This is a genomic window from Myroides odoratimimus (genome assembly GCF_030326305.1).
Classification (GTDB): domain Bacteria; phylum Bacteroidota; class Bacteroidia; order Flavobacteriales; family Flavobacteriaceae; genus Flavobacterium; species Flavobacterium odoratimimum_A.
This window is the reverse complement of record NZ_JACAKB010000019.1, coordinates 1-22,659: the sequence shown is the minus strand read 5'-3', so window position 1 is coordinate 22,659 and position 22,659 is coordinate 1. Positions and strand designations below refer to the sequence as shown.

Below are 22,659 nucleotides of genomic sequence, written 5' to 3'. Positions count from 1 at the left end.
ATGAATAAAAAACTACTATATATAACCTTGTTTTTAGGTGTATTTACTTCTGTAAAAGCTCAAAATATTGATATAGAGACCTTAATGAAACCGAGTAAAATCAAGGTTTATGGAGGAGTCAATGCCAATATGATGTACAATAGTTCAAGTACTGGAACTCAAGATCCGTTTACCTATACTTTAAGCGGAAATGTAGGGGCAAGTTATAAAATGTTTTCTATGCCTATTAGTTATACAATAACGAATCTAGGTAGTCAATTCGGGTATCAGATGCCTTATGATTTTAATCGGTTTAGTTTAGCTCCCAAGTATAAATGGGTACAAGCTTATTTAGGGGATGCTAGTATGAGCTTTTCAAATTATACTTTAAATGGACATCCATTTAGAGGAGTAGGAGCAGAATTAACTCCATCAGGGCCTATTAAGTTTAGTTTTATGGGGGGGAGATTATTAAAACCCACTGAAGCTGATAGTTTAGGGTATCAAGTAGCTACTTACAAACGTATGGGAGTTGGAGGTAAAGTTAACTTTGAACAAGAGAAATACAAAATAGAATATATCTCTTTTTATGCAAAGGACAAAGAAAACTCTATCGTAAATAGTGGAGGAGCAATTGCTAAGGAGAATACAGTTAATAGTTTAAAAGTTAGTACAACGGTTATTTCTAACGTAGAAATAGAGCTTGAATATGCTTTATCGATTTTATATGATTTAATTCCTCAAGAATTAGCAGGCGATAAATCTACATTAAAGACCCGATCTAGTCATAAAGCTTTCAAGACATCTGCAAACTATACAATAGATAAATATCAAATAGGTTTAGTTTATGAAAATGTAGATCCTGAATACCAGACTTTAGGAGCGATGTATTTTAATAATGATTTAGAGAATATAGGCTTAACATTTGCAGGTCCTTTTGTAAAAGATCGTTTAATGATCAGTACTCAATTAGGTTATCAACGTGATAATTTGGACAAAAAGAAAGCACAAGATAGCAAAAGATTAGTGGGGACATTAAATGCTAGTTTTAAAGTGAATGACCAATTAAATTTAAGTGGTAGCTATTCAAATTTCTCAACTCATACCAATCGAAGATTAGATCAATTTGATTATATCAATAATCCAAATTTAAATCCAGCAGATACTTTAAATTATAAGCAACTTTCTCAGAATGCTAATGCTAATATTAATTATATACTTGGCAAAGAAAAGCAGCATAATATAAACTTTAATTACTCTATAGCGGGACAGGCTAATAAGCAAGGAGGAGTAATACGCAAAGGACAATCTAGTACTATTCAGAACTTTAATCTTGTTCATACTTTAACAATGAAAAGCATAGCAGCGGGATTGAGTACTTCCTTAAACTATACAGATAATAAGATTAGTGCTATGAGTTCTAATTCTTACGGTGCGGGAGTAAATTTTATGAAGAAGTTTTTAGACAATAAGTTTAATTCAACTTTAGGAGTACTGTATAATCAGATGCAGAATACCTCAGGTAATAACAGTGTATATGGTTTAAAGTTTAATGCTAGTTATGTTTTATTAGAAAAGCACAATTTCTCCTTAAATGGTGTACAGATGTTTAGACAGCTTTATACAGGAATAAATAATAATGATTTAACCTTAACCTTCAACTATAGTTATAGTTTCTAGATATGAAAAAGATAATATTATTTTTTGTATTAATTGTTCTATATAGTTCATCAATACAGGCCCAACAGATCAGAGATGCTTCTGATAAAGTAGCAGAGGCTAGCTCTCAAATTAAAAAAGTAGAAGAAGGAGGTAATTGGGTAGAGAGTTTCTCTAAAGAGGATTTAATGGTGTTGCCTATAGGTATATCTACAGGTAAAGATAATGCCCTATATAAAGTAGTTATAACTAAGGCGAAGTTTTATCCAGAATATGCTGAAGTTACTGTTTTTTGTCAGATTGATATCCCCCAAGTAACGGATCAAAAAGGAGGAGATAAGAAAGCGCCAAGGTCATTGTACTTTGGAGCAGATGGAGTCAAGATATCGAATAAAGGAGGAATTATAGGAGATGCAAAACTTACACTATTAGGAGATGTTCACATTGAATTAGGAAGTAAATGGGGGATGTCTTTGTATGGTGGTTTTGATATGGCAACAGGAGCAGTCTTGAATCAAACTTATGCAAGTATTGACTGTAATGGTTTTAGAGAACTCCATGTTAATGGAGCAGTTCATTTTAGTGATGAATTAATAAAGAGAATAGATATAAGTACAGGTGATCTTATCCCAGGAGAGACAAGATATTATACTCATCCACTTTTGGGTAAACAAATCATGCCCAATAGAGTAAAAGGGGATTTCGAGTTTGCAGTTAAAAGCTGGAATGATATCTTAATCAATGTTAGTTTAGAGCCTTTTACCCTTGCAGATAAACAAAATGGTCAGGATTACAAAGGTAATTTCCAGTTTCATGTAAATAATGCTGTACTTGATTTGTCTGATAGTCAAAATGATCCAAGTGTTGTTTTTCCTGAGGAATATAGAGATAATGGACTGTTATTTCCGAATCAAAATAGTTGGAGAGGAGTCTATGTGCAGAGTTTATCTGTAGCGTTGCCAGCAGAGTTTAAAACTAAGGATAATCCAAGCAAGCGAATAGAGTTAGGAGCAAAAAATTTAATTATTGATAAGCATGGAGTGTCTGGTGTTTTCTCAGCTACTAATGTTTTTCCATTAGATCAAGGGACAACATCTACATCGAATGCGTGGGCTTACTCAGTAGATTTAATAGAAGTTAGTTTTGCAACTAATCAACTAAAAGGAGGTCGTTTAGCAGGAGATATTTTATTGCCAATAAGTAAAGTAAAACAAGGCGAAGCAGCCAAACAAACAGCTCTTGGATATAACGGATATATATCAAAAAGAGAATATGGTCTTCAGGTAATGACCAAAGAGAATATTGATTTTAATATTTGGCAAGCAAAAGGGACATTAGCTTCAGGTAGTGCAGTGGAGTTAAAGGTAAAAGAAGGTAAGTTTTTACCTAAGGCTAATTTAAGTGGAAGAATTTCTTTTAATGTAAAGAACAATGAAGCTAAACAAGATGATCCAAATGAGAAAGATTTAGTCGCTTTTCAGAATATAGTATTTCAGAATCTTCAATTACAAACGGTTGCTCCTATGATTTCAGTTGATTATATGGGAACAAAAGGGGAATTGAGTTTTAATAATTTTCCAGTTTCTATTAGTGATATTAGTGTTAATATGGGAGGGACATTTGCTGCATTAAATTTTAAATTGGGATTAAATTTAATGGAAGGTAGTAAATTCTCAGCTAAAGGTGGACTTTCTATTGTTGGAAGACTTAGTTCAGAAGGAGTTGTTCAGAAATGGCATTTTGAGAAATTAGATATTAGTTCTATTGATATTAATGGGAGTTTTGCTGGGTTAAAAGTAGAAGGAGAACTTAACTTAATGAGGAAGGATCCACTGTATGGAGATGGATTTAATGCACGTTTATTAGTAGCTTATCCTAGTGTTGGAAGTGTAGAGAGTAAAGCTATTTTTGGAAGAAAGGACTTTAGATATTGGTATTTTGATACTTCAGCTAATTTCTCAGGAGCATTTATTAATGGTTTTGGAGGGGGAGCTTATTATAAAATGCAAAGAAAAGCAGGAATAAATCCAACAGAATTTTCTCCTTCAGGCTTAGCCTATACACCAAAAGAAGAAGTGGGATTAGGAATTAAGGCAATGATAAGCATGGGGGTAGGAAAGGATTTAATAAGTTTACAAGCTTCATATGAAATGGCAACAACCTCTTCTGGAGGTATAGCTTTTATTGGAATTTATGGAAATGGTAAAATATTAGGAAAGATTCCAGGAGTAGATAAGATATCAAAAATAATTGAAACAGTTGATTCTAAAACTAACTATTTTAAAGATAAAGGAAGTTATGATATAACTGAAAAATTAGGTCTTACTAAGGAAAAAGAATATACTTTTTCTCAGCTTGATAATCAACGAGCTCCAGTTAATAAACTAGTTGATATTTCAGTAAAAGAATTACCACGTGATAAAAAGAAGGGAAGTTTGTCTTTTGAAGTACAAGCTGGAATAGAATTAGATTTTATAAATAATTCATTTTTTGGAAGTTTTAAAACATTTTTACATGTTCCTGGTAATGTAATTCAAGGAACTGGACCAGAAGGAAGTGTAGGTTATGCTGAATTTTATAAAGGACCTAAAGAATGGCATATATATATTGGTACGCCAGATCAACGCATTGGTACTAAAATAGGAATAGGTGGGATGTTTATTGCAAACAGATCTTATTATATGGCAGGAACTAAATTACCTGATAGCCCACCACCTCCAAGTCATGTTGCTCGTATCTTAGGAGTAGATACAAAAGAATTGAATTATATGCGTGATGAGAATCAATTAGCTAGTGGAGCTGGTTTAGCTTTTGGATCAAGTCAAGATGTAGACACTGGGAATTTGAATTTTCTGATTATGTATGCTCGTTTTATGGCTGGTATGGGATATGATATTATGTTGAGAGATTATGGGGAAGCTTCATGTTTAAATACAAGTTCAGACCGTATAGGAATTAATGGATGGTATGCCAATGGTCAAGCCTATGCATATTTACAAGGAGAATTAGGTATCCGAGTTAAGTTGTGGTTTATCAAAATGAAAATTCCAATTTTAACAGCTGGTGCTGCTGCATTGATGCAAGCTAAATTACCAAATCCATTTTGGGCAAGAGGTTATGTAGGAGGTCATATGAATGTATTAGGAGGACTAATAAAAGGTAAGTTTAGATTTAAAGTAACTATAGGTAAAGAATGTGTCTTTGCAGATGCAGGAATATTAGGAGGAATGAAGATGATAACAGATCTAAGTCCTAAAGATGGTAGTGATGATGTAGATGTATTTATAGCTCCACAAGCAACCTTCTCTATGAAAGTGAATGAACCATTTGTAATACCAGAGGATAGTGGAGACAATACTTATAAAGTAATGTTAGATAAGTTTAGAATTATAGATGAAGCAGGTGTAGAAGTACCATCGACTATCTCATACTCAGAGATGAAGGATCGTGCGACTATTCTGCCTACAGATATCTTAGGATCTAGAAAAAAATACACAACAGAAGTAGAAGTTAGTTTCTACAAATTAGAGAATGGATCATATCAACCAGTGATGGATAATGGCAAACCTGCTAAAGAGACAAAGAGTGTTTCTTTTGTGTCAGGAGAAGCACCAGAGTATATTCCGTTGCACAATATTAAGTATTCTTATCCAGTGGTGGATCAGCAGTATTTATATACTAAAGAATATCCACAAGGCTATATTCAATTAAAACAAGGTCAAGATTATTTGTTTGAATTAGCCGAGTGGGATACTTCTATAAAGATATCAGAGAAGGGAAGTAAGGAAACATTAGCTACACCATTTAGTTATAACAATGCAACAAATCAAGTGAGTTATGAATTACCAAAAAAACTGAAGAACGAAAAAGAATATTTATTCTCAATTATCAGTAAGAGTAAAACAGGTAAGGTTATAGAAAAAGAAAAAACAAGAGGATACACGGGGCAAACTGAAGCAGGTAAGTCAACCAATGAAGAAGGTAATGAAATTACGGTGACTCAAAAACAAGCAGAGGTAGTGTTATCTGATGGAGAAGTAGATCGTCTGTCTTATGAGTTTGCAACCAGTAAGTATAAGACTTTTACAGATAAAATGAAGCGCATAAAGACGACTTCATATAATTTTGGAGTAAAGTACTCAGATGCTATCTCTTTGGAGAATGCCATTAGTTCAGAGGAACCTTTTGAAGCAATTGAATTAGTAGGCTCTAGTTTTACAGATGGAAAACCACTATTACAACCTGAGGCTGTTATGGATGATAAGTATTTTATAATGGACATTAATCCATTCTTGTATGCTAATTATCCTTTAGAAGGCAAGTATACCTTCACTCATAGAGATACACAGGAGTATGGTGTAGTGCCAAGTAAAGCCTTGTTTATTAGAAGTTACTATTTAATGAGTGCGGATCGCAATGTGAATAAGAATTGGAGAATGTCTTACTTCCCCTATACTTATAACTTAGGATTGGTGTACAAAGAAGACTGGGTTAATTTAACTAATCAAATGGTTAATGATGCAATAGATAAACCTATTTCGTCATCATCTGTTTATTATGAACTGCTTCGCAAGCGATTTGAGTTTATGCGACATGGAGATTATAACATCAAAGTAAATTATGTATTACCTGGTGAAAAACAGAAGGTAGAGTATAAGTACAAGTATAGAAACTTAAATGAATTTAGATTTTAAACCATGAGAATGAGTTATATAAATAAAGAGATCAATCTATTTAGTGTATTTCATAGAGTGATACTAGTTATCGTTTTAATGTTATCAACATTCATTTTTGCACAGAAAAAGAGTGAACAAGTGGAGCAACCGATTATCAAGGTTGCTGCACGTGCTCAGCAAGATGCTGTTTTATTAAGATGGGGAGTTACTACTCCTATAGCTTGGAAAAAAGCTAATGAGAAAGGGTATATGCTTTATAAGAGATTAGTTAAAAAAGATGGTCAGATTATAGAGAATGCACCTAAAGAAACAGTATTAAACCTTATCAAACCAGCAGAACAAAAGCAGTGGGAGAAAGCTATTTTAGAAGATAAAAACGAGTATGCAGCAGTTATTGCTCAAGCTCTTTTCGGGGAGAGCTTTCAGATGGAAGATACAGGTGAAATAGAAGATAGCGAACTTGGACGTATAGTTAATACAGCAGAAGAGATTGATCAGCGTTTCTTGTTCTCATTATATGCAGCAGATATGTCATTTGAGGCAAGTTTATTAGCTGGTTGGGGATATGTAGATAAGAACGTAAAAAAAGGAGAAGAGTATATTTATCAGGTAGAAGTAAAAGATGATTTAAGCATAGGTAAAGGAGCTACTCTAATCGGTATTGACCAATATGAGCCGCTACCCGTGATTACTGATTTTATCGCTATGGGAGGAGATAAAAACGTTCTTTTTGGGTGGTCAGCTACTTTGTATCGCAATGTTTATGTATCCTATGTTATAGAAAAATCAGAGAGTGAGCAAGGACCTTATATACCTTTAAGTGATAGAGGAATAGTTGATCTAAATGCCGCTACGGCAGATAGTAGACAGAACCCGTTAATTTATTATGCAGATACATTAGCTGTTAATAATAAAGATTATTACTATCGTATTTATGGTATTAGCTCTTTTGGAGAAAAAGGACAGGTATCAAAACCAATCGTGGTAAAAGGAATTGTAGAGAATCAAATCGCTCCAGTGATGCAAGGATTTAAATATGATGATAAAGGAGGAGCAGAGATCTTTTGGGACTTTCCAAAGGAGAAAGAAGCAGATATAAAAGGTTTTGAATTAGAAGTAGCTACTTCTATGGAAAGTAGATTTAATCGAGTTGGCGGATTGATTGATAAGAGTAAAAGAAGTTCTATTCAGAAAGAGTTAGAGCCTTCTAATTATTTCAAAGTAGCAGCTATAGGATTAGATGATAGAAAGATTAGATCAATGAGTATTTTAGTACAACCTATAGATAGTATTGCGCCTGCTATTCCTACAGGATTAAAAGGGCAGATAGATACATTAGGCGTAGTACATCTAACTTGGAACGCTAACACAGAGAAAGATTTATTAGGGTATCGCATTATCCGTGGTCAACAAGCAGGCGAAGAGTTTGTGGATGTTTTTAGAAATGCTTATCCTACCAATACATATACAGATTCAGTGAATTTAAAGTTTGCTAACAAGAAAGTATATTACCGAATAGCAGCAGAGGACAAAAGACATAATGTATCAGATTTCTCAGAAGTACTCGTGTTAGAGAAACCTAATATTATTCCTCCTATTGCACCTATTTTTACCAATTTTGACCTTAAAGCTGATTCAGTTACTCTGTTTTGGGAGAATAGCAGTAGTGAAGATGTAAGCTTAGTAATGTTATCTCGAAGAAAAAGAGGAGAGGGGATATGGCAGACTATACAGACATTTACTCAATCAGAGGATTCTTATACTGATAAGTCAGAACTAGAACCAAGGCAAGAGTACGAGTACCAGATAAAGGCTAAAAATATGTCTAATCTATGGTCAGATCCAGAATCTATTAATACTATTATTACGATAGAGACTTTAAATATTAAAGCCAAGAAAGTATTAAAGAATATAGAAGCAGTAGTTGATAGAGATAAGAGAAGAGTACTTCTTAAATGGGATTATACCACAGATAAAGCAAAAGTAGAGAGTATAGAGATCTATAGAAATGAAGTAGGTAAAACACCATTTCTATGGAAAGTAGTAAAGACATCAGAACCTGACTTTATCTTAGATAATCAGTTATCATTAAACACAGAATACGAATATCACTTTATGCCTAATCTAAAAGACGGAGTAGGTAAAGGAGAGAAGTTAGAAGTTAAGTTTTAAATATATACATTATGAAAAAGAACATTTTTTTAAGTTTAGTTTTTACACTATTGTTTTGTGCAACTAGTTTTGCTCAATATGTGTACACTGTTAAATTAACAGATTTTAATTTCGAAAGTTATGACCGCACAAGAACAGGATCTAGTAATTCAAAAGTATCTTTTGAAGTAACATTTGAGGATGGAAGCCGCGAAACACTTTATTTTGAAAAAGTAAGAGGTATAACGTATAAAGCTGTTAATCTACAAGAGCAATTAGTGTCTGTTAAAAAGCCAATAAGTCTTAAAGCCTATGTGTTTCTACATTTTAGAAATGGAAGTTATAATTTAAACAAAGATTTCAGTTTAAGTTCTAGTGGTGCGGAATCTGAAGTTATTCCAAGTTGGCTACCTAACAAGACATCTGACTTTGCGTTTACTTATGAAGTAATTAAAAACTAAAAAATATAACGTAGTTTTTTAATTAAAGAAACTACGCTATTAAAAATGTATATATTATGAAGTTAACAAATACGATATATAAACGAGTACTATTAATCTTGTTTTTAGCTCTCTGTAGTGTTAATCTTTTTGGACAGAGAACAAAGCCATTTTATCATATAATAGTAAATGATCATTATTTCGAAAATTGGGTTGAGACTAGAACTTCTAGTAATTCAAAAGTTCAAATTTCAATTCATTACAAAGATGGTAGTAGTGAGTTTTTAGTTGATCAGAAAGTTAGTAGGAGGAAATATAAGGCTTCTGGTACGACACTTATGGATAGAGAAGTTGATAAAGAAATATCTTACTTTAAGATTTATACTTATCTTCATTTTAGAGGAGGGAAAAGAAAAGAGTATAAAATTGATGACTATGAAAGAAATTTAAATAATTGTTCTACAGGTGTTTATTTGTATAAGTCAGATCATGGTAGAGTAAGTGATATGAGATTTGTGTATTCAGTATCACCTGTTTTAGAGCTATATAGTGATAATATTAATGAAACAGCTTTACCTACACATAGTAAACGTACTATTAAATCTAATTTAGGTTTTGCTAAAGAGATGTATAATTGGGAGTATATCATAAGAGATAATAGAAAAGATGTTACAGATGCTGATGTAGATGCTTGGCTACCACTTCCTCAGTACCAAGGTGAACCTGATATTTCTATATCGGCTTTAGATTTAGAAGGTTCTAGTATTTTAAATCATATAGGAAGAGTTGTAGGTATTAGACAAGTAGCATGTGATAGAAGAGTAAGGACGCAACCAATTATCTATGATATAGTGTTTTCTAGTCCACATATCACAGCTAAGACAACTAAGAATACAACCTGTTACTTAGGAAATGATGGAGAGGGAGAGTTGTATTTAAGTCGAGAGCTTTTTGATGAAGAGAAGATAAGTTTAACGGTTAGAAATAAAAGAACTGGAGGAGAACTACCTAGTTTATACAATATTACCAAGAAAGATATACAGAATAATAAAATACCTATTAAAGGATTAGAATCAGGTGATTATCAGATTGAGGTTACAGGGTGGTATAATGGGATTAATACCTATTCTAACGTACTTCAAGAAGATGTAAGTTTTACCGTTACTCATCCTACAGCTGTAGAATTTGAAATCATCAGTTCTCAGGATATTTATTGTCATGGAGGTAATGATGGATATATAGATATAAAAGCCACTGGAGGAAGTGGGACTTATAAGTACCAATTAAATGGAGGAGACTGGTTACCGTTTACTAATGGAGCTGATATGCGTATAGGCAATTTAAAGGCAGGTACCTATAAAATAAAAGTAATGGATAGCAACGGATGTATTGCTAAACATATTGTAAAAATAGATGGTGAACCTGATGCACTAGGAGATGATATTGTAAGAGAACAACCCTTAACGCAGCCTGCATTTCCATTAGAAATAGAAGAAGTAAAAAAAGCAGACATTACAGAACCGAAATTTAATGGAGGGACTAATGGGATGGTAGTAACTCGTGTAAAAGGTGGAACACCTATTAAGAACTCAGGTAAGTACTACTATAAATGGGTAGACGAGCATGGTAATGATGTAACTCATCTAGCCTCTGATAAAATAGAGCTTAATGTATATACCAATACTCTTAATGGTATAGGAGCAGGTAAGTACTACTTGACAATCTATGATGAGAATTATAATGATGCTATTGCAAAAGCAGGATGTACAACTATTAGTAAAGAGATCATAGTAGGACAACCAGATGCACTTAAAGCAAGAGTAGAGCTTATAAATGAGATCTCATGTAATAACCAGAATATCTATTCAGATCCGAGTGGAGATGGAGCCTTGCGCGTTATCGCAAGTGGTGGAGTGCCATTTACAGGATTTGAGAACAACAGACAACCCTACAAATACTTTTGGAAGAAACAACAAGCAGATGGTTCTTGGAAAGACTTACCACAGTATAGTACAGACACCGCTACTGGCTTAGACACAGGAACGTATGCGGTAAATATAGAAGATAAGAATAAGATACGCATCGGAACTTATGTAAACAATGTCCTTTTAGAGCAGAAAGACATTACTTACTTCTTAAATCAACCAGAATTATTAAAAGTAAGTCTTAGTAAAACAGATGTATGTACCGTAGCAGACGCAACTATTACAAGTAGTGTATCAGGAGGAGTAGCTCCTTATAGTTATACATGGAGTAACGGAGCTAAGACATCAGATCTTTCTAATATAAAAGAAGGGAAGTACAGTGTCTTGGTTACAGATGCTAAAGGCTGTCAAGTAAAAGCAGAAATCATCATATTACCTTCATTAAAAGTAGAAGCTATTACTTTAACCCAACCTACTTTTGCAGGTGGAAGCAATGGAGAAATCACAGTTAGAGTATTTGATGGCTTAGCATTTACAGATGGTAGCTATAGATTTACTTGGTTTGATACTAAAGGAAATAATATTACCTCTAAAGCACAAACACAAGTAAATATAGCAGATCAAAGTTATTATATTACTTTAAAAGGAATAACTAAAGGAAACTATACAGTACGCATAGAAGATGCCAGATATACTTCTACTGCTGCTTTAAAGGACTGCTATAGTCTGACTAAGACTTTTAAATTAGATGAACCAGATCCATTAAAAGCGAGTTTTATAGAGGATCAGATTATATCTTGTTATCAAGGTAATAATGGTGTTCTACGTGTAGAAGTAAGTGGAGGAGTACCTTATCTAGGAAATGAAAATAACAGACAAGGATATAAATATTATTGGAAAAAGAAACAAGCAGATGGTAGTTGGAAATCACTTCCAGAGTTTACCACAGCTATTGCCACAGGACTAGATACAGGAGAGTATGCTGTGAATGTAGAAGATAGTAAAGGCATTCGTCTAGGTACATATGTAAATAATGAGTTGGTAGAAGAAAAGGATATTACTTACTTTTTAGATCAACCAACAGCCTTAACACTTTCTTTTGTAAAGACAGATGTTTGTGTTGAGTCAGATGGTACTATCCAAGCTTTAGTAGAGGGGGGAGTTGCTCCTTACACCTACCAATGGAGCCATGGAGCAGTAGTTCCTAATATTTCAGGCTTAAAAGAAGGAATTTATAAGGTTCTTATAACTGATGCACACGGTTGTACTATAGAGAAATCTATCGATGTATTACCTTCTTTAAAATTAGAGGTAGTACACGTAGCAGACCCTAGTTTCTCAGGGGCGAGTAACGGAACTATCACTGTTAGAGTATTTGACGGATTAGCTTTAAGTGATGGTAGCTATAAGTTTACTTGGTTTGATGCTAATGGAAATGATGTGAGTCATAAGGCTAAAGCAAGTGTAAAGGCAGGCACTCAAGGTTATGATATCAGTTTAAGTAATTTAAAACAAGGAAAATATACCGTGCGCATAGAAGACGCTAGGTATACTCCTACAGCGGCCTTAAAAGACTGCTATAGTATAGAAAAGGAAATAGAATTAACAGAACCAGATCCACTAGAGGCACGCTTTGAGCTTTTAAAGCCAATTTCGTGTCATGTTGATAATGAATTTTTAGAACAAGGGCAAGAGAGTGATGCGACTTTAAAGGTTCATGTAAAAGGAGGACGTAGGTTTTCTCCTACCCAAAACAATGGGCTTGCGTATAAATATACATGGAAGAAACAACAAGCAGATGGAACTTGGAAAACTCTTGATCAGTTTAAAACAGAGACCGCAGCAAAGCTTAATGACGGAGTATATGCTGTAAATATAGAAGATAGCAATGGTATTGTACTAGGGAAATATGTTAATAATCTACTTGTTGAAAAAACAGATTCTATCTATAAACTGGTTCAACCAGAAAAGTTAGTGATGAGCTTTATCCCAACAAACCAGTGTCATAATCGCTTAGGAAATATAGATGTAGAAGTAAAAGGAGGAGTAGCTCCTTATACTTATCAGTGGAACACGGGGGCTATCACTCCAGGATTAGAAAACCTAAAGGCGGGGCATTATAGTCTAACGGTTATTGATAGTAGAGGATGTATTATATCTGCTAGTACTGATATTCTTGCTCCAGTAGAAGTAGAATTAGTATCAAATATAGAACCCACCTTTTATCAAGGTACCAATGGAGAGATAACTGTGAGAGTCAGTAAAGGGAAAGTGTTCTTAGATGGAAGCTATAAGTATCAGTGGACAGATAAACAAGGTAAAGTCTTAAATACAAAAGTAGTAACCAAAACAACAAAAGAGTACTATGAGTTAAAACTAAAAGGCATTAGCAAAGGAGAGTACTTCTTAACGGTGTGGGATGCTCATGATTATAGTGAGTCTGTTAATCAGTGTTTTATAGTAGAGAAGAGCTACCAAGTGACTGAGCCAGATCCTATTGTAGTGAAGTATGAGGTTGTACACCCAATTTCATGTAACCTAAGCAATATGTATGGAAACGAAGTAGACAGTGATAACAATGGTATTCGAGATGAAGCACAAGATGGAGTATTAAGAGTGACTGTGACAGGAGGACGTCCATTTAAGAAAGGACAGAACAACGATAGACCTTATAAATACACCTGGAAGAAACAACAAAAGGATGGTACATGGCAAGAGTTATACAACTTTAGATCTGAGGAAATTACTAATTTATCAACAGGTAAATATGCCTTGAATGTAGAGGATAGCAATGGAATTGTTTTAGGAGAATATGTTAATAATGTATTACAGGATAAGAAAGATTCTATCTATTACTTAGAACAGCCAGAAGCTTTAACTTTGAGTTTTGAAAAGACAGATTCTAGTTGTCAAGGAGATTTAAAAGGAAGTGCTAAAGCTATTGTTAAAGGCGGTGTAGGCCCATATACTTATCAGTGGAGTAATGGTGCTACAACAAGCGAAATTAAAGATTTAATATCTATTCCTTATTACTTAATCGTGTATGATAGTAAGGGTTGTAGAGTAGAAGGAGTGGTAAGTATTGATGTGCCTGAACAGTTTAACGTTATAGAGAAAGTAGAACCTCTAAAATGTCATAATGAATCAACAGCAGCTATTTCTCTTCAAGTAAGTGGAGGAGTGGCGCCTTATACCTATAAGTGGAATAATGGAGCTACTGTACCAGTATTAAAAAACTTAAAGGCAGGTGTTTACAGAGTTGTGGTACAGGATGCTGAAGGATGTGGCTTTGTGAAAGAATATACTATAGCTAATCCAGAAGAATTCAACTTTTCTTTAGGAGAAAATGTAACCTTATGTGAGGCACAAACTTTACCTCTAGATATCACTATCAAGGATAAAGGAACTAAGTATAAGTGGACTTCGACTAACGGGTTTAGTTCAACCTCGAGTAAAGTAGAGTTAAAAGAAGCAGGTCTATATACAGCTATTATCACAACCTCTCAAGGATGTACAGCGACAAGTCAGATTGAGATCAAACGAATGAATATACAGATTAGTTCTGAATTTTTAATCACTACCCAAGCTTATCAATCAGAGGAAGTGGTGATCGTAAATGTAAGTAAGCCAAAAGGAGATAAGACAACATGGCTATTGCCTAAAGGGGTAAGAGTCATCGAAGAGACAGATCATTATATTAAACTAATTTTTGATCAAGTAGGTGAATATGAAATAGGTCTTAGAGAATACCAAGGAGACTGTTATCAAACCTTCTATAAGAAAGTAGTGGTAGAAGAAGATTCAGGATATGGCGGTGGAGAAGATTTAACAAGACCTTTAATAGAAGAGTTTATCATCGCTCCAGTACCGAGTAATGGAGAATTTACAGTATATGTAAAACTCTCAAAAGAAAGTCCGATTAATCTAAGGTTGATTAATTATATCAGCCCACAGATATTTTATCGTCAAGAGTTGTCAAATAGTAAAGATTATGTAGTCCCAGTCAGTGTTAAACTTGCTGCAGGGTTGTATATTGTGATATTAGAGACATCAGGTCAAACAATAAGTAAAAAAATTATTATCAAGTAAAATAAACTCTAGTAAGAAGAACTCTTACTAGAGTTATACTTCAGATGTAGTTGAGTTTATGATTATTCTAATGTGAGTAGATAATACTTCCGTAGTAAGTCCGTAGTTTGTCTCAAAATAAGGGGCTCATTACGGACTTATAACGGAGTCACTACGGACTCACCCAAATCGGGAGAGCATTAAGAATACATAAAGAGTAAACAAGTATTCGTTAATATTCAGTATAAAGGTTGTGTTTTCTAAAGGAGAATAAGAAACTTGAGTATTGACATAATAAGAAAAAGAATGCCTTTAAAAGAGGCGTGTAATATATAAAATTACTTATAAAAAATATTGAGTAATAGAATTAATTAGCTGTTTTTTAAAACGTTAAAAATGAAAAAGATCCTCCATTACCTTTCTATATTTCTGTTGCTGTTATGCAGCGGCACTATGCTAGGACAGTTATATCCCGTACAAGTTATTCCACAGATTATACCACCTTATAGTAGTAAATTAGTAGAATATACTGACAGTTCAGTTAACCGTATGCAATTGCAGATGGTGACAACAGATTTAACGGTTATAAACCGTCCTGTGTATTTAAAAATGTATATAGAAGGCAATGGTATCAAAGCTCAGAGTAGAGATTTGATACAAGGAGTGCCCCCTTTGTTTATTAACGGAGGAGATATCTTAAGTCTATCAGGTATGGAGCTGGCTCCATATTTCCAATTGCGCAATTTAGACGGTATTAGCCAGAATATGTATGCTAATAGCTTACCTGATGGCATGTATAGTATCTGCTATGAAGTATATGACTTAGTAACGCGTAAGCGCCTATCTCAGAAGAGCTGTGCTCATATGTACTTGGTGCTTAATGATCCTCCTATGCTAAACCTTCCGTTAGACAAGGACAAGGTGAATCAGAATGACTTTACTAATATCGTATTTAGCTGGACACCACGTCAGATCAATGCTCTAAACGTAAGCTATACTTTTGAGCTAAAAGAATTAAGAGATCCTAATCTAGGAGTAACATACGCTTTTGATATGGCACCTGTGCTGTATAAAGAAGAAGGGATACGCTCTACTACACTGCTATATGATTTAATCAAACCTACACTAGTAGCAGGTAAGCGCTACGGGTGGCGAGTAAAGGCTACTTCATTTAGCGGATTAGCGGAGAATTCTGTGTTTAAAAATAACGGCTATAGCGAGGTACGCTCATTTAGCGTAGCTGTTAATTGTAGTGCGCCAAGTAGTATTATACCGCTTGCAAATGGGCGCAATGCAGTGAAGTTAAATTGGCAAGGCGCACCTACGCATCTGAAGTATCACGTGCAGTATAGAAAAGAGGGGGTAGTAGGAGCAGAATGGTTCGATCGTTATGTTTTAAATAACCACACTATTATTACAGATCTAGAACCAGGTTTTACGTATGAGTTCCGAGTAGGGGGAACTTGTGAAGCTGAGGTATATCCAGCTAAACCAAACTATACGTATAGCGAGATTGTTAGATATGAAATTAAACAATCAAAAGATAAAGACAAGGACTTTAGTTGTGGATTAAAGGCCGATACCCAGATTACTAATCGCGATCCGATGACTAACCTTGTGGTAAATGAGTCATTCTACGCAGGAGATTTTACGGTGAAGATATTGGGCTTAGAGGGTACAGGCTCATCTGTTTATACAGGTGTAGGGTCTATCTATGTACCATACTTAGGAATTACTTTAGCTGTAGAGTTTAAGAACATCCAGATCAACACAGACTATCAGTTAATCAATGGAGTGGTAGAGACAGCCTATGACAAGAATTGGGAGAATGTCAAAAATACAAATGAGTTAAATAAGAAAGAAAGTCTTCGTGAAGAGGTAGAGTTTGAGATTAAAGAGATCACAATAGACTCAGAAGGTAACCCTAAATTAGTAGGAACTAAAGGGGAGGAGAAGATCTTAGAGAAGAAGAAAGATTACACTATAGTAGATGGAGCAGGTAAAGAGTGGACCATCCCATCAGACTTTGATGGAAAAGAAGCAATCACAAAGCCAACAGGTGAAAAAGCAGAGACAGGTGTGCCTCAACCAGAGAACACCAAAGGAGTGGGCAAAGATGGGCAGGTAACCGAGTTTAGTGCTAAGGGAGTGCGTATATACTTTGAGAATGCAAGTGATGCAGTTTATACTTTTGACAATGCCAGCGGAGCAAACGCATCTAATAAATATGGTGCATTATACAAAAAAGTAAAAGGAGAATACCTTCCATATAAAGCAGTAGAGAACGGCAAGACAGATAAAGTAATCGCAAGAGTTAAGTTTACAGGAGAGGCTGTGAAGTTAGATTCATTAGACTTTAAAACTTCAGCAGGTTCAGCTATTGCTTTTGTGAAGAATAGTGATACAGAGTACGAGCTTACCGTTAAGGGACGCTTTAAGTACGCTGAGGATCAGATTATGGCGGTGTATAAGCCAGAAGGCGAGGAGAAGTATGTGGTAGCAGGAGCGATGCAGTTAATCCACCTAAACGCTATCACACTACCACTTAAGATAGTACCTACGTCTAAGTCAGTAGATGCAGAGAAGTTAAAACAGGAGCTAATAAAGATCTATAGCCGATCAGGAGTGACTGTAAAGGCAGATGTATTAGAGCTATATGCAGATGGACAGTTAGACGTTAGTGAGGTGTCTAAAGATGATAAGAAATTTTTAAGTAGCTACACACCATCAGAGCAGAAGTTTATCGAGCAGTACTTCTCTAGCCACGATCAAGAGGCAGCATTCTATCTTTTTGTATCAGACCAGGAAGGTGGTCAGTTTGGTCGTATGCCTATACAGAGTCAGTTTGGATTTGTGGCAGATCCAAGAAAAGGGATATACGAGGATAAGGATAAAAAGAGAGTAAGTAAGTTTGATTTCATATCACTTACAGCAGCCCATGAATTAGGACATGGCGCGTTCGAGTTACAGCATCCATTTACGCAGTATAGCACTAAAGGTGGAGCTGCTAATAGTATCATGGATATACCAACAGCTGATGACTTTAATCAGGTGGACTGGAAGCAGATGAATATGCGCAAGTTTAGCCTGAAGACTGTGGTTCAGAATAAGGGTGATGGGGCGTTAGGATTACGTGAAGGAGAATATTTAGGATTTACCCCTAATGGAAAAGTGATAAGAAGAACGCCTACAGGATACTTCAATAATGAAAACAATTCTTATTTTATTACAGGTTTTGGAGATGGAAATCAAAAACAAGTTTATAAGTGGATTGATAAAGATGGTGGTTATTATTATGATGAATTAAATGATAAGAAAGTCTATCCTGAAAGTCAACCAATAACAGGAAAGGTAGCTATTTGGCAAAACTCTTCTAAACCAGAGTGCTTCACGCTATATAAATTTATTGATGTTAAAAATTATACCTCAAAAGACTTTAATAAGATAATAGACATTATTAAAAAAGATGATGGTAAAGGTTGGAAAACAGATACTGTTCATAGAGCTGATAGCGAGTGTGGAAAAGAAGCTGCAAGAGTAGAGAAGGAAGGTATTGTACCAACAAAGATAAATGCTAAAGGAGTAGTAGAAGGTGGTCAAGAAACAGAATCATCTTGTAAAGGTTTTATGTACTTCAATGTGATGTCAAGTGAGGATAAAGACGTAATAAAACAAGCTCTAATTAAAGGATTTAACGATAGAAAAGGTTTAAGTAGTGAGGATAGAAGTTTAGGTAAGTTTAATCATATTCAAATTGTAGGAGATAAAACGGGAGCACCTATAGCAGAGTTAGAATTGTTGGAAGATAGGCTACATTTATTGAACTATTATCGTCCAGATGTTTATGTAGGAGTAGTGTTTTTACAAAAAAATATAGAGGCATTCTATACAGTAGAAGCACTGAATATAGGCGCATCAGAGATAGTAAAAGAAGCTCAATTAGGAAAGAAAACACTACTAATGATTGTGCCTTATGGTAAGACACTTAATTTAAAAGATATCTGCGTTAAGCTTGGTTATGGACAGGTAAATGATGGAGATGTAGTTTTATCTGGAGATGTGAGTATAGATGAAACGCAATCGTGGAATAAGAATGTATACAAGATTTTTGCACAAATAGAAAAACCTTTGTTCGTACATAGGTATTATCGTTTTGCAGATGAGAGTATTTTAGAAGTTACTTTTCCTAAGACTCAAAAAGTAAAAGGATATCCTTTTATCAAGAATCTTGAATTCTATGAATCAAATGGATTAATCAAATTAAAAGAACTTGATAGAGCATGGAGCTACCTAAAGGGAAAAGACACTGGTTATTATCAAGAGTATGAAGAAAAACGTGCTAGAGAATTAGAAGGGTATCTCTCTTTAGAAAAAACACCTAAGGGATTAGAAAATGTAAGTTTATGGCATGGAATAAGTACAGAAGATTTAGGTAAATTTAGAGAACCTTATTTTGATAATAAGTCTCTAACGGATCAGCTATGGGTAGATAGTAAAGAATCTTGGACATGGGGAGCTAAAGTTAAGATTGGTTGGCAACTGAATGGAACACTTTTAAAAGATCGTCATTTTTATGGATTTAGTCGTGCTAAGCTTTTTGATGATTTTGTTTATGGAGTGACAGATGTAGTTGGAATGATTCCAGTTGCTGATATATTTGCAGATGCATTTGGAGTATTGTATTCAGCAGCAAGAGGTAATTATTTCGAAACAAGTATATATTCAGCTTCCTTAGCAATTCCATTAGCAGGAGCAGCTTATATTAAAGGAGGAGCAAAAATCGGTGAAGATGCTGCTAAGCGTATTGGTATAATCGCTACAAAGGCTGATAATGCAGATGGATTTGTACTTAGAGTAGCTCATGTAGGAGATATAAAACCAGGGGAATTACAGTTGACATCGGTTTATCTAGGACCAAATCAACAATTGACGAAAGAATTTGAAAGTAGTGTTCTTGCAGATGTAAAAAACTATACGAAGAAAGCAGAAATCAAAGAAGGATTAAAATATGTAGATGAGATTAAGTTATTAGATAATGAGGCTAAGAATTTGATATTAAAAACATTTGGTAGAGGTTCTAAATTTGCAGAGGACAAACTTGTGTTTAATAAAGTGGCAGAGTTCTTACATCCTTCTAATAAAAAAGCATTAGATGCCATAGGCGGAGAAAGTGGATTAGAAGAAATTATTAAGGCGAATGTTAGAGCAGGGTGCAGTACTTGTGGAAAGGCATCAACAAGTTTCTTAAAAAATATGGATGAGTATTTAGACGATGTTCTGTATTTTGGGAATACCTTTGCAGGTAAAGAAGGTTTTGATAAGGTAATCAAAGAGCTGAAAGTTATCAATAAGAAGAATAAAGATCCTAATTACGCTGTAGAAGGAGCTACTTTTATGTTGAGAAAGATAAGGGAAACACCAGAGATAACAGCAAATAGTGTTAAAAGGTTCGATGGAATATTTGAAGGAGAGATAGACAAGATATGTTTAAATTGTCGATTTGATATTGAACTGATAACAGGAAAGAAATTTGAGTATAAGAGTTACGGATCAACTTCTATTAGTAGTATCTCAAGTAGTGATGCATTCTTGAGACAACACCTGAGTTATTTAGAAGAAACAACTTCTTTAGATAATATAGTGTATGAGTTTGATAAATTAAAATTCTCAGATAGGGATAAAATAGTTGAACAGTTTAGAAAAATGTATGAGAAGAATGCAGAACAAATTTTTAAACCTAAGTCTAAAGGAGGATTAGGAGAAAGTAAGATAAAAGAGTTATTTGGTAATAAAGTAAATAGTATTGATGATTTTCTTGATGAGATAGAAAATATCAATAGCCCAGTTTATAAATTTATAAAAGTAGATTAATGGAATTAATAGGGCATTTAAAAAATGTAGGAGATGCTAAGGTTTTAAGCAAACGAGTATATTATGAAAAGAATGGAGTTATTATGCTGTATCCTAATAAAAAGATTATAGAATTAGATGATTTTTGGGGTATTCACTATAGTGATAGTATAATCAATGTTTTTACAAATAGAAGTTTTAATTTACTCTATAATTATGAAGGTAATCTGTTAAGTTCATATGAGAAAAGAAATTTTTATTATATTTTGTCAAAAGACGATTTTATATATTATGATAGAGTAGATAAAAGAACAAAGAAAAAGGATATAAAATTATATGATGGAAAAATAGATTTAAGTTACTTTAAAGATAATTTATTCTTCTTTATTGACAAGGAGTTATTGAGATTTTGTAATATTCAAGATGGCAGTATTAATTGGCAATACGATGTATCAACTATTTCTAATAACCCTCATAACGATGTTTATAGCAGAGAGGCAGAATGGAAGGTAAAGAAATTTATAGGTGTTTTAGAAGATAAGTTATGGATAGCCTTAAACCATCATACTATTATAGCATTAGATGTGAAAACAGGACAGTTGGTTCATCGAATTGATTGTATTGATGGATTTAAGTGTGAATGGCTTCCATCTGCTATTCCATTGCCAGAAGCAACAGTGATAGATGAAAAGAATAATGTGCTAATTGGCTTTATGTGGGAGTTTTATTGGGAGATAAATCCTGTAGACGGAACGCTAATTTTTATAGACTTGACAGAAGAATTAAAGCGATTTGCTATCCGAAATGATCTTGCAGAATTTGTTTTAACAGACGATTCTATTTATTTTGCAAGTCATCCAAGTGAAAGTAAGATTGGATTATTAGATCGACAGAGTAAAAAGGTTACTTGGAGTTATGAGTTTAAAACAGAAGAAGGGGAACGAGAAGTACGTATTATGCAGCTTCAAGGCAATGAAGAGAAAATAGGAGCTTTAAGTTCTGCTAAAACTCTTTATATCTTTGAAAAAGAATAGATAGACAGCTCCTATGTGGAGCTGTTTTTGTAGATATACTGTTTAAGTTTGTTAGTAGAATTGAAAAAACAAGAGTTTAGAGGACAAACTTGTGTTTGATAAAGTAGCGGAGTTCTTACATCCTTCTAATAAAAAAGCATTAGATGCCATAGGCGGAGAAAGTGGATTAGAAGAAATTATTAAGGCGAATGTTAGAGCAGGGTGCAGTACTTGTGGAAAGGCATCAACAAGTTTCTTAAAAAATATGGATGAGTATTTAGACGATGTTCTGTATTTTGGGAATACCTTTGCAGGTAAAGAAGGTTTTGATAAGGTAATCAAAGAGCTGAAAGTTATCAATAAGAAGAATAAAGATCCTAATTACGCTGTAGAAGGAGCTACTTTTATGTTGAGAAAGATAAGGGAAACACCAGAGATAACAGCAAATAGTGTTAAAAGGTTCGATGGAATATTTGAAGGAGAGATAGACAAGAGTATTCATCCGAGCAAGTGCATGTTTCATAATATAATGTAAGGAAGTAAGTTTGCTTTAAATAATAAAGAGATGAGCAAACAAGAAATTATGTACTCTCATGTAGAGGATTGGAAAACAAGTGGATTAACACAATCAAAGTATTGTGAAAGTGTTGGAATTAAGTTAGCGACATTTAGTTATTGGGTAGTAAAGTTTAAGAGTGAAACAGAGCGAGAATGCTCAAGTAACTTTATAGCAATAGGTAAAACACCTAAAACAGAAGGTAAACAATACGAGATTGTCTATCCTGATAGAGTGAAGTTACGTTTAGAAACGAAAGACCTAAGTGAACTCTATTCATTAGTAAACCTTGTGTAATGTTTAGTCTGAGTAGTAGCCATCAATTCTACTTGTATAAATCAG

General features: G+C 34.1%; 9 protein-coding genes. All 9 read left to right on the top strand.

Annotated elements, in window-relative coordinates; genetic code table 11:
• The 9 genes from HX049_RS12940 (at position 1) to tnpA (ending at position 22,614) form a co-directional block, all read left to right on the top strand.
• The gene (locus HX049_RS12940; protein ID WP_286416347.1) at positions 1-1,659 is read left to right on the top strand and encodes a hypothetical protein; all 1,659 of its coding nucleotides are present in this window, start codon (positions 1-3) and stop codon (positions 1,657-1,659) included.
• A gap of 2 nt (positions 1,660-1,661) precedes the next feature.
• Positions 1,662-6,332 (top strand): Ig-like domain-containing protein, encoded by a 4,671-nt coding sequence (locus HX049_RS12935; RefSeq protein WP_286416346.1) that lies wholly within the window; start codon positions 1,662-1,664, stop codon positions 6,330-6,332.
• A gap of 9 nt (positions 6,333-6,341) precedes the next feature.
• On the top strand, positions 6,342-8,486 hold the full coding sequence (locus HX049_RS12930) for a fibronectin type III domain-containing protein (RefSeq protein ID WP_286416344.1): 2,145 nt from the start codon (positions 6,342-6,344) through the stop codon (positions 8,484-8,486).
• An 11-nt stretch (positions 8,487-8,497) separates the two neighbouring features.
• Positions 8,498-8,926, top strand: a complete 429-nt coding sequence (locus HX049_RS12925; RefSeq protein ID WP_286416342.1) for a hypothetical protein — start codon at positions 8,498-8,500, stop codon at positions 8,924-8,926.
• Positions 8,927-8,982: 56 nt separating this feature from the next.
• Entirely contained in the window at positions 8,983-14,919 is a 5,937-nt protein-coding gene (locus HX049_RS12920) for a hypothetical protein (protein ID WP_286416340.1), read from the top strand.
• A gap of 432 nt (positions 14,920-15,351) precedes the next feature.
• Positions 15,352-20,769: a hypothetical protein gene (locus HX049_RS12915; RefSeq protein WP_286416338.1), complete on the top strand. Its 5,418-nt coding sequence runs from the start codon at positions 15,352-15,354 to the stop codon at positions 20,767-20,769.
• Entirely contained in the window at positions 20,769-21,782 is a 1,014-nt protein-coding gene (locus HX049_RS12910; protein WP_286416336.1) for a hypothetical protein, read from the top strand. Before HX049_RS12915 ends, HX049_RS12910 begins: the two co-directional genes overlap by 1 nt.
• Before the next feature lie 91 nt (positions 21,783-21,873).
• The gene (locus HX049_RS12905; protein WP_286416333.1) at positions 21,874-22,296 is read left to right on the top strand and encodes a hypothetical protein; all 423 of its coding nucleotides are present in this window, start codon (positions 21,874-21,876) and stop codon (positions 22,294-22,296) included.
• 30 nt (positions 22,297-22,326) lie between these two features.
• The gene (tnpA, locus tag HX049_RS12900; protein ID WP_286416331.1) at positions 22,327-22,614 is read left to right on the top strand and encodes an IS66 family insertion sequence element accessory protein TnpA; all 288 of its coding nucleotides are present in this window, start codon (positions 22,327-22,329) and stop codon (positions 22,612-22,614) included.
• Positions 22,615-22,659: the final 45 nt, after the last annotated feature.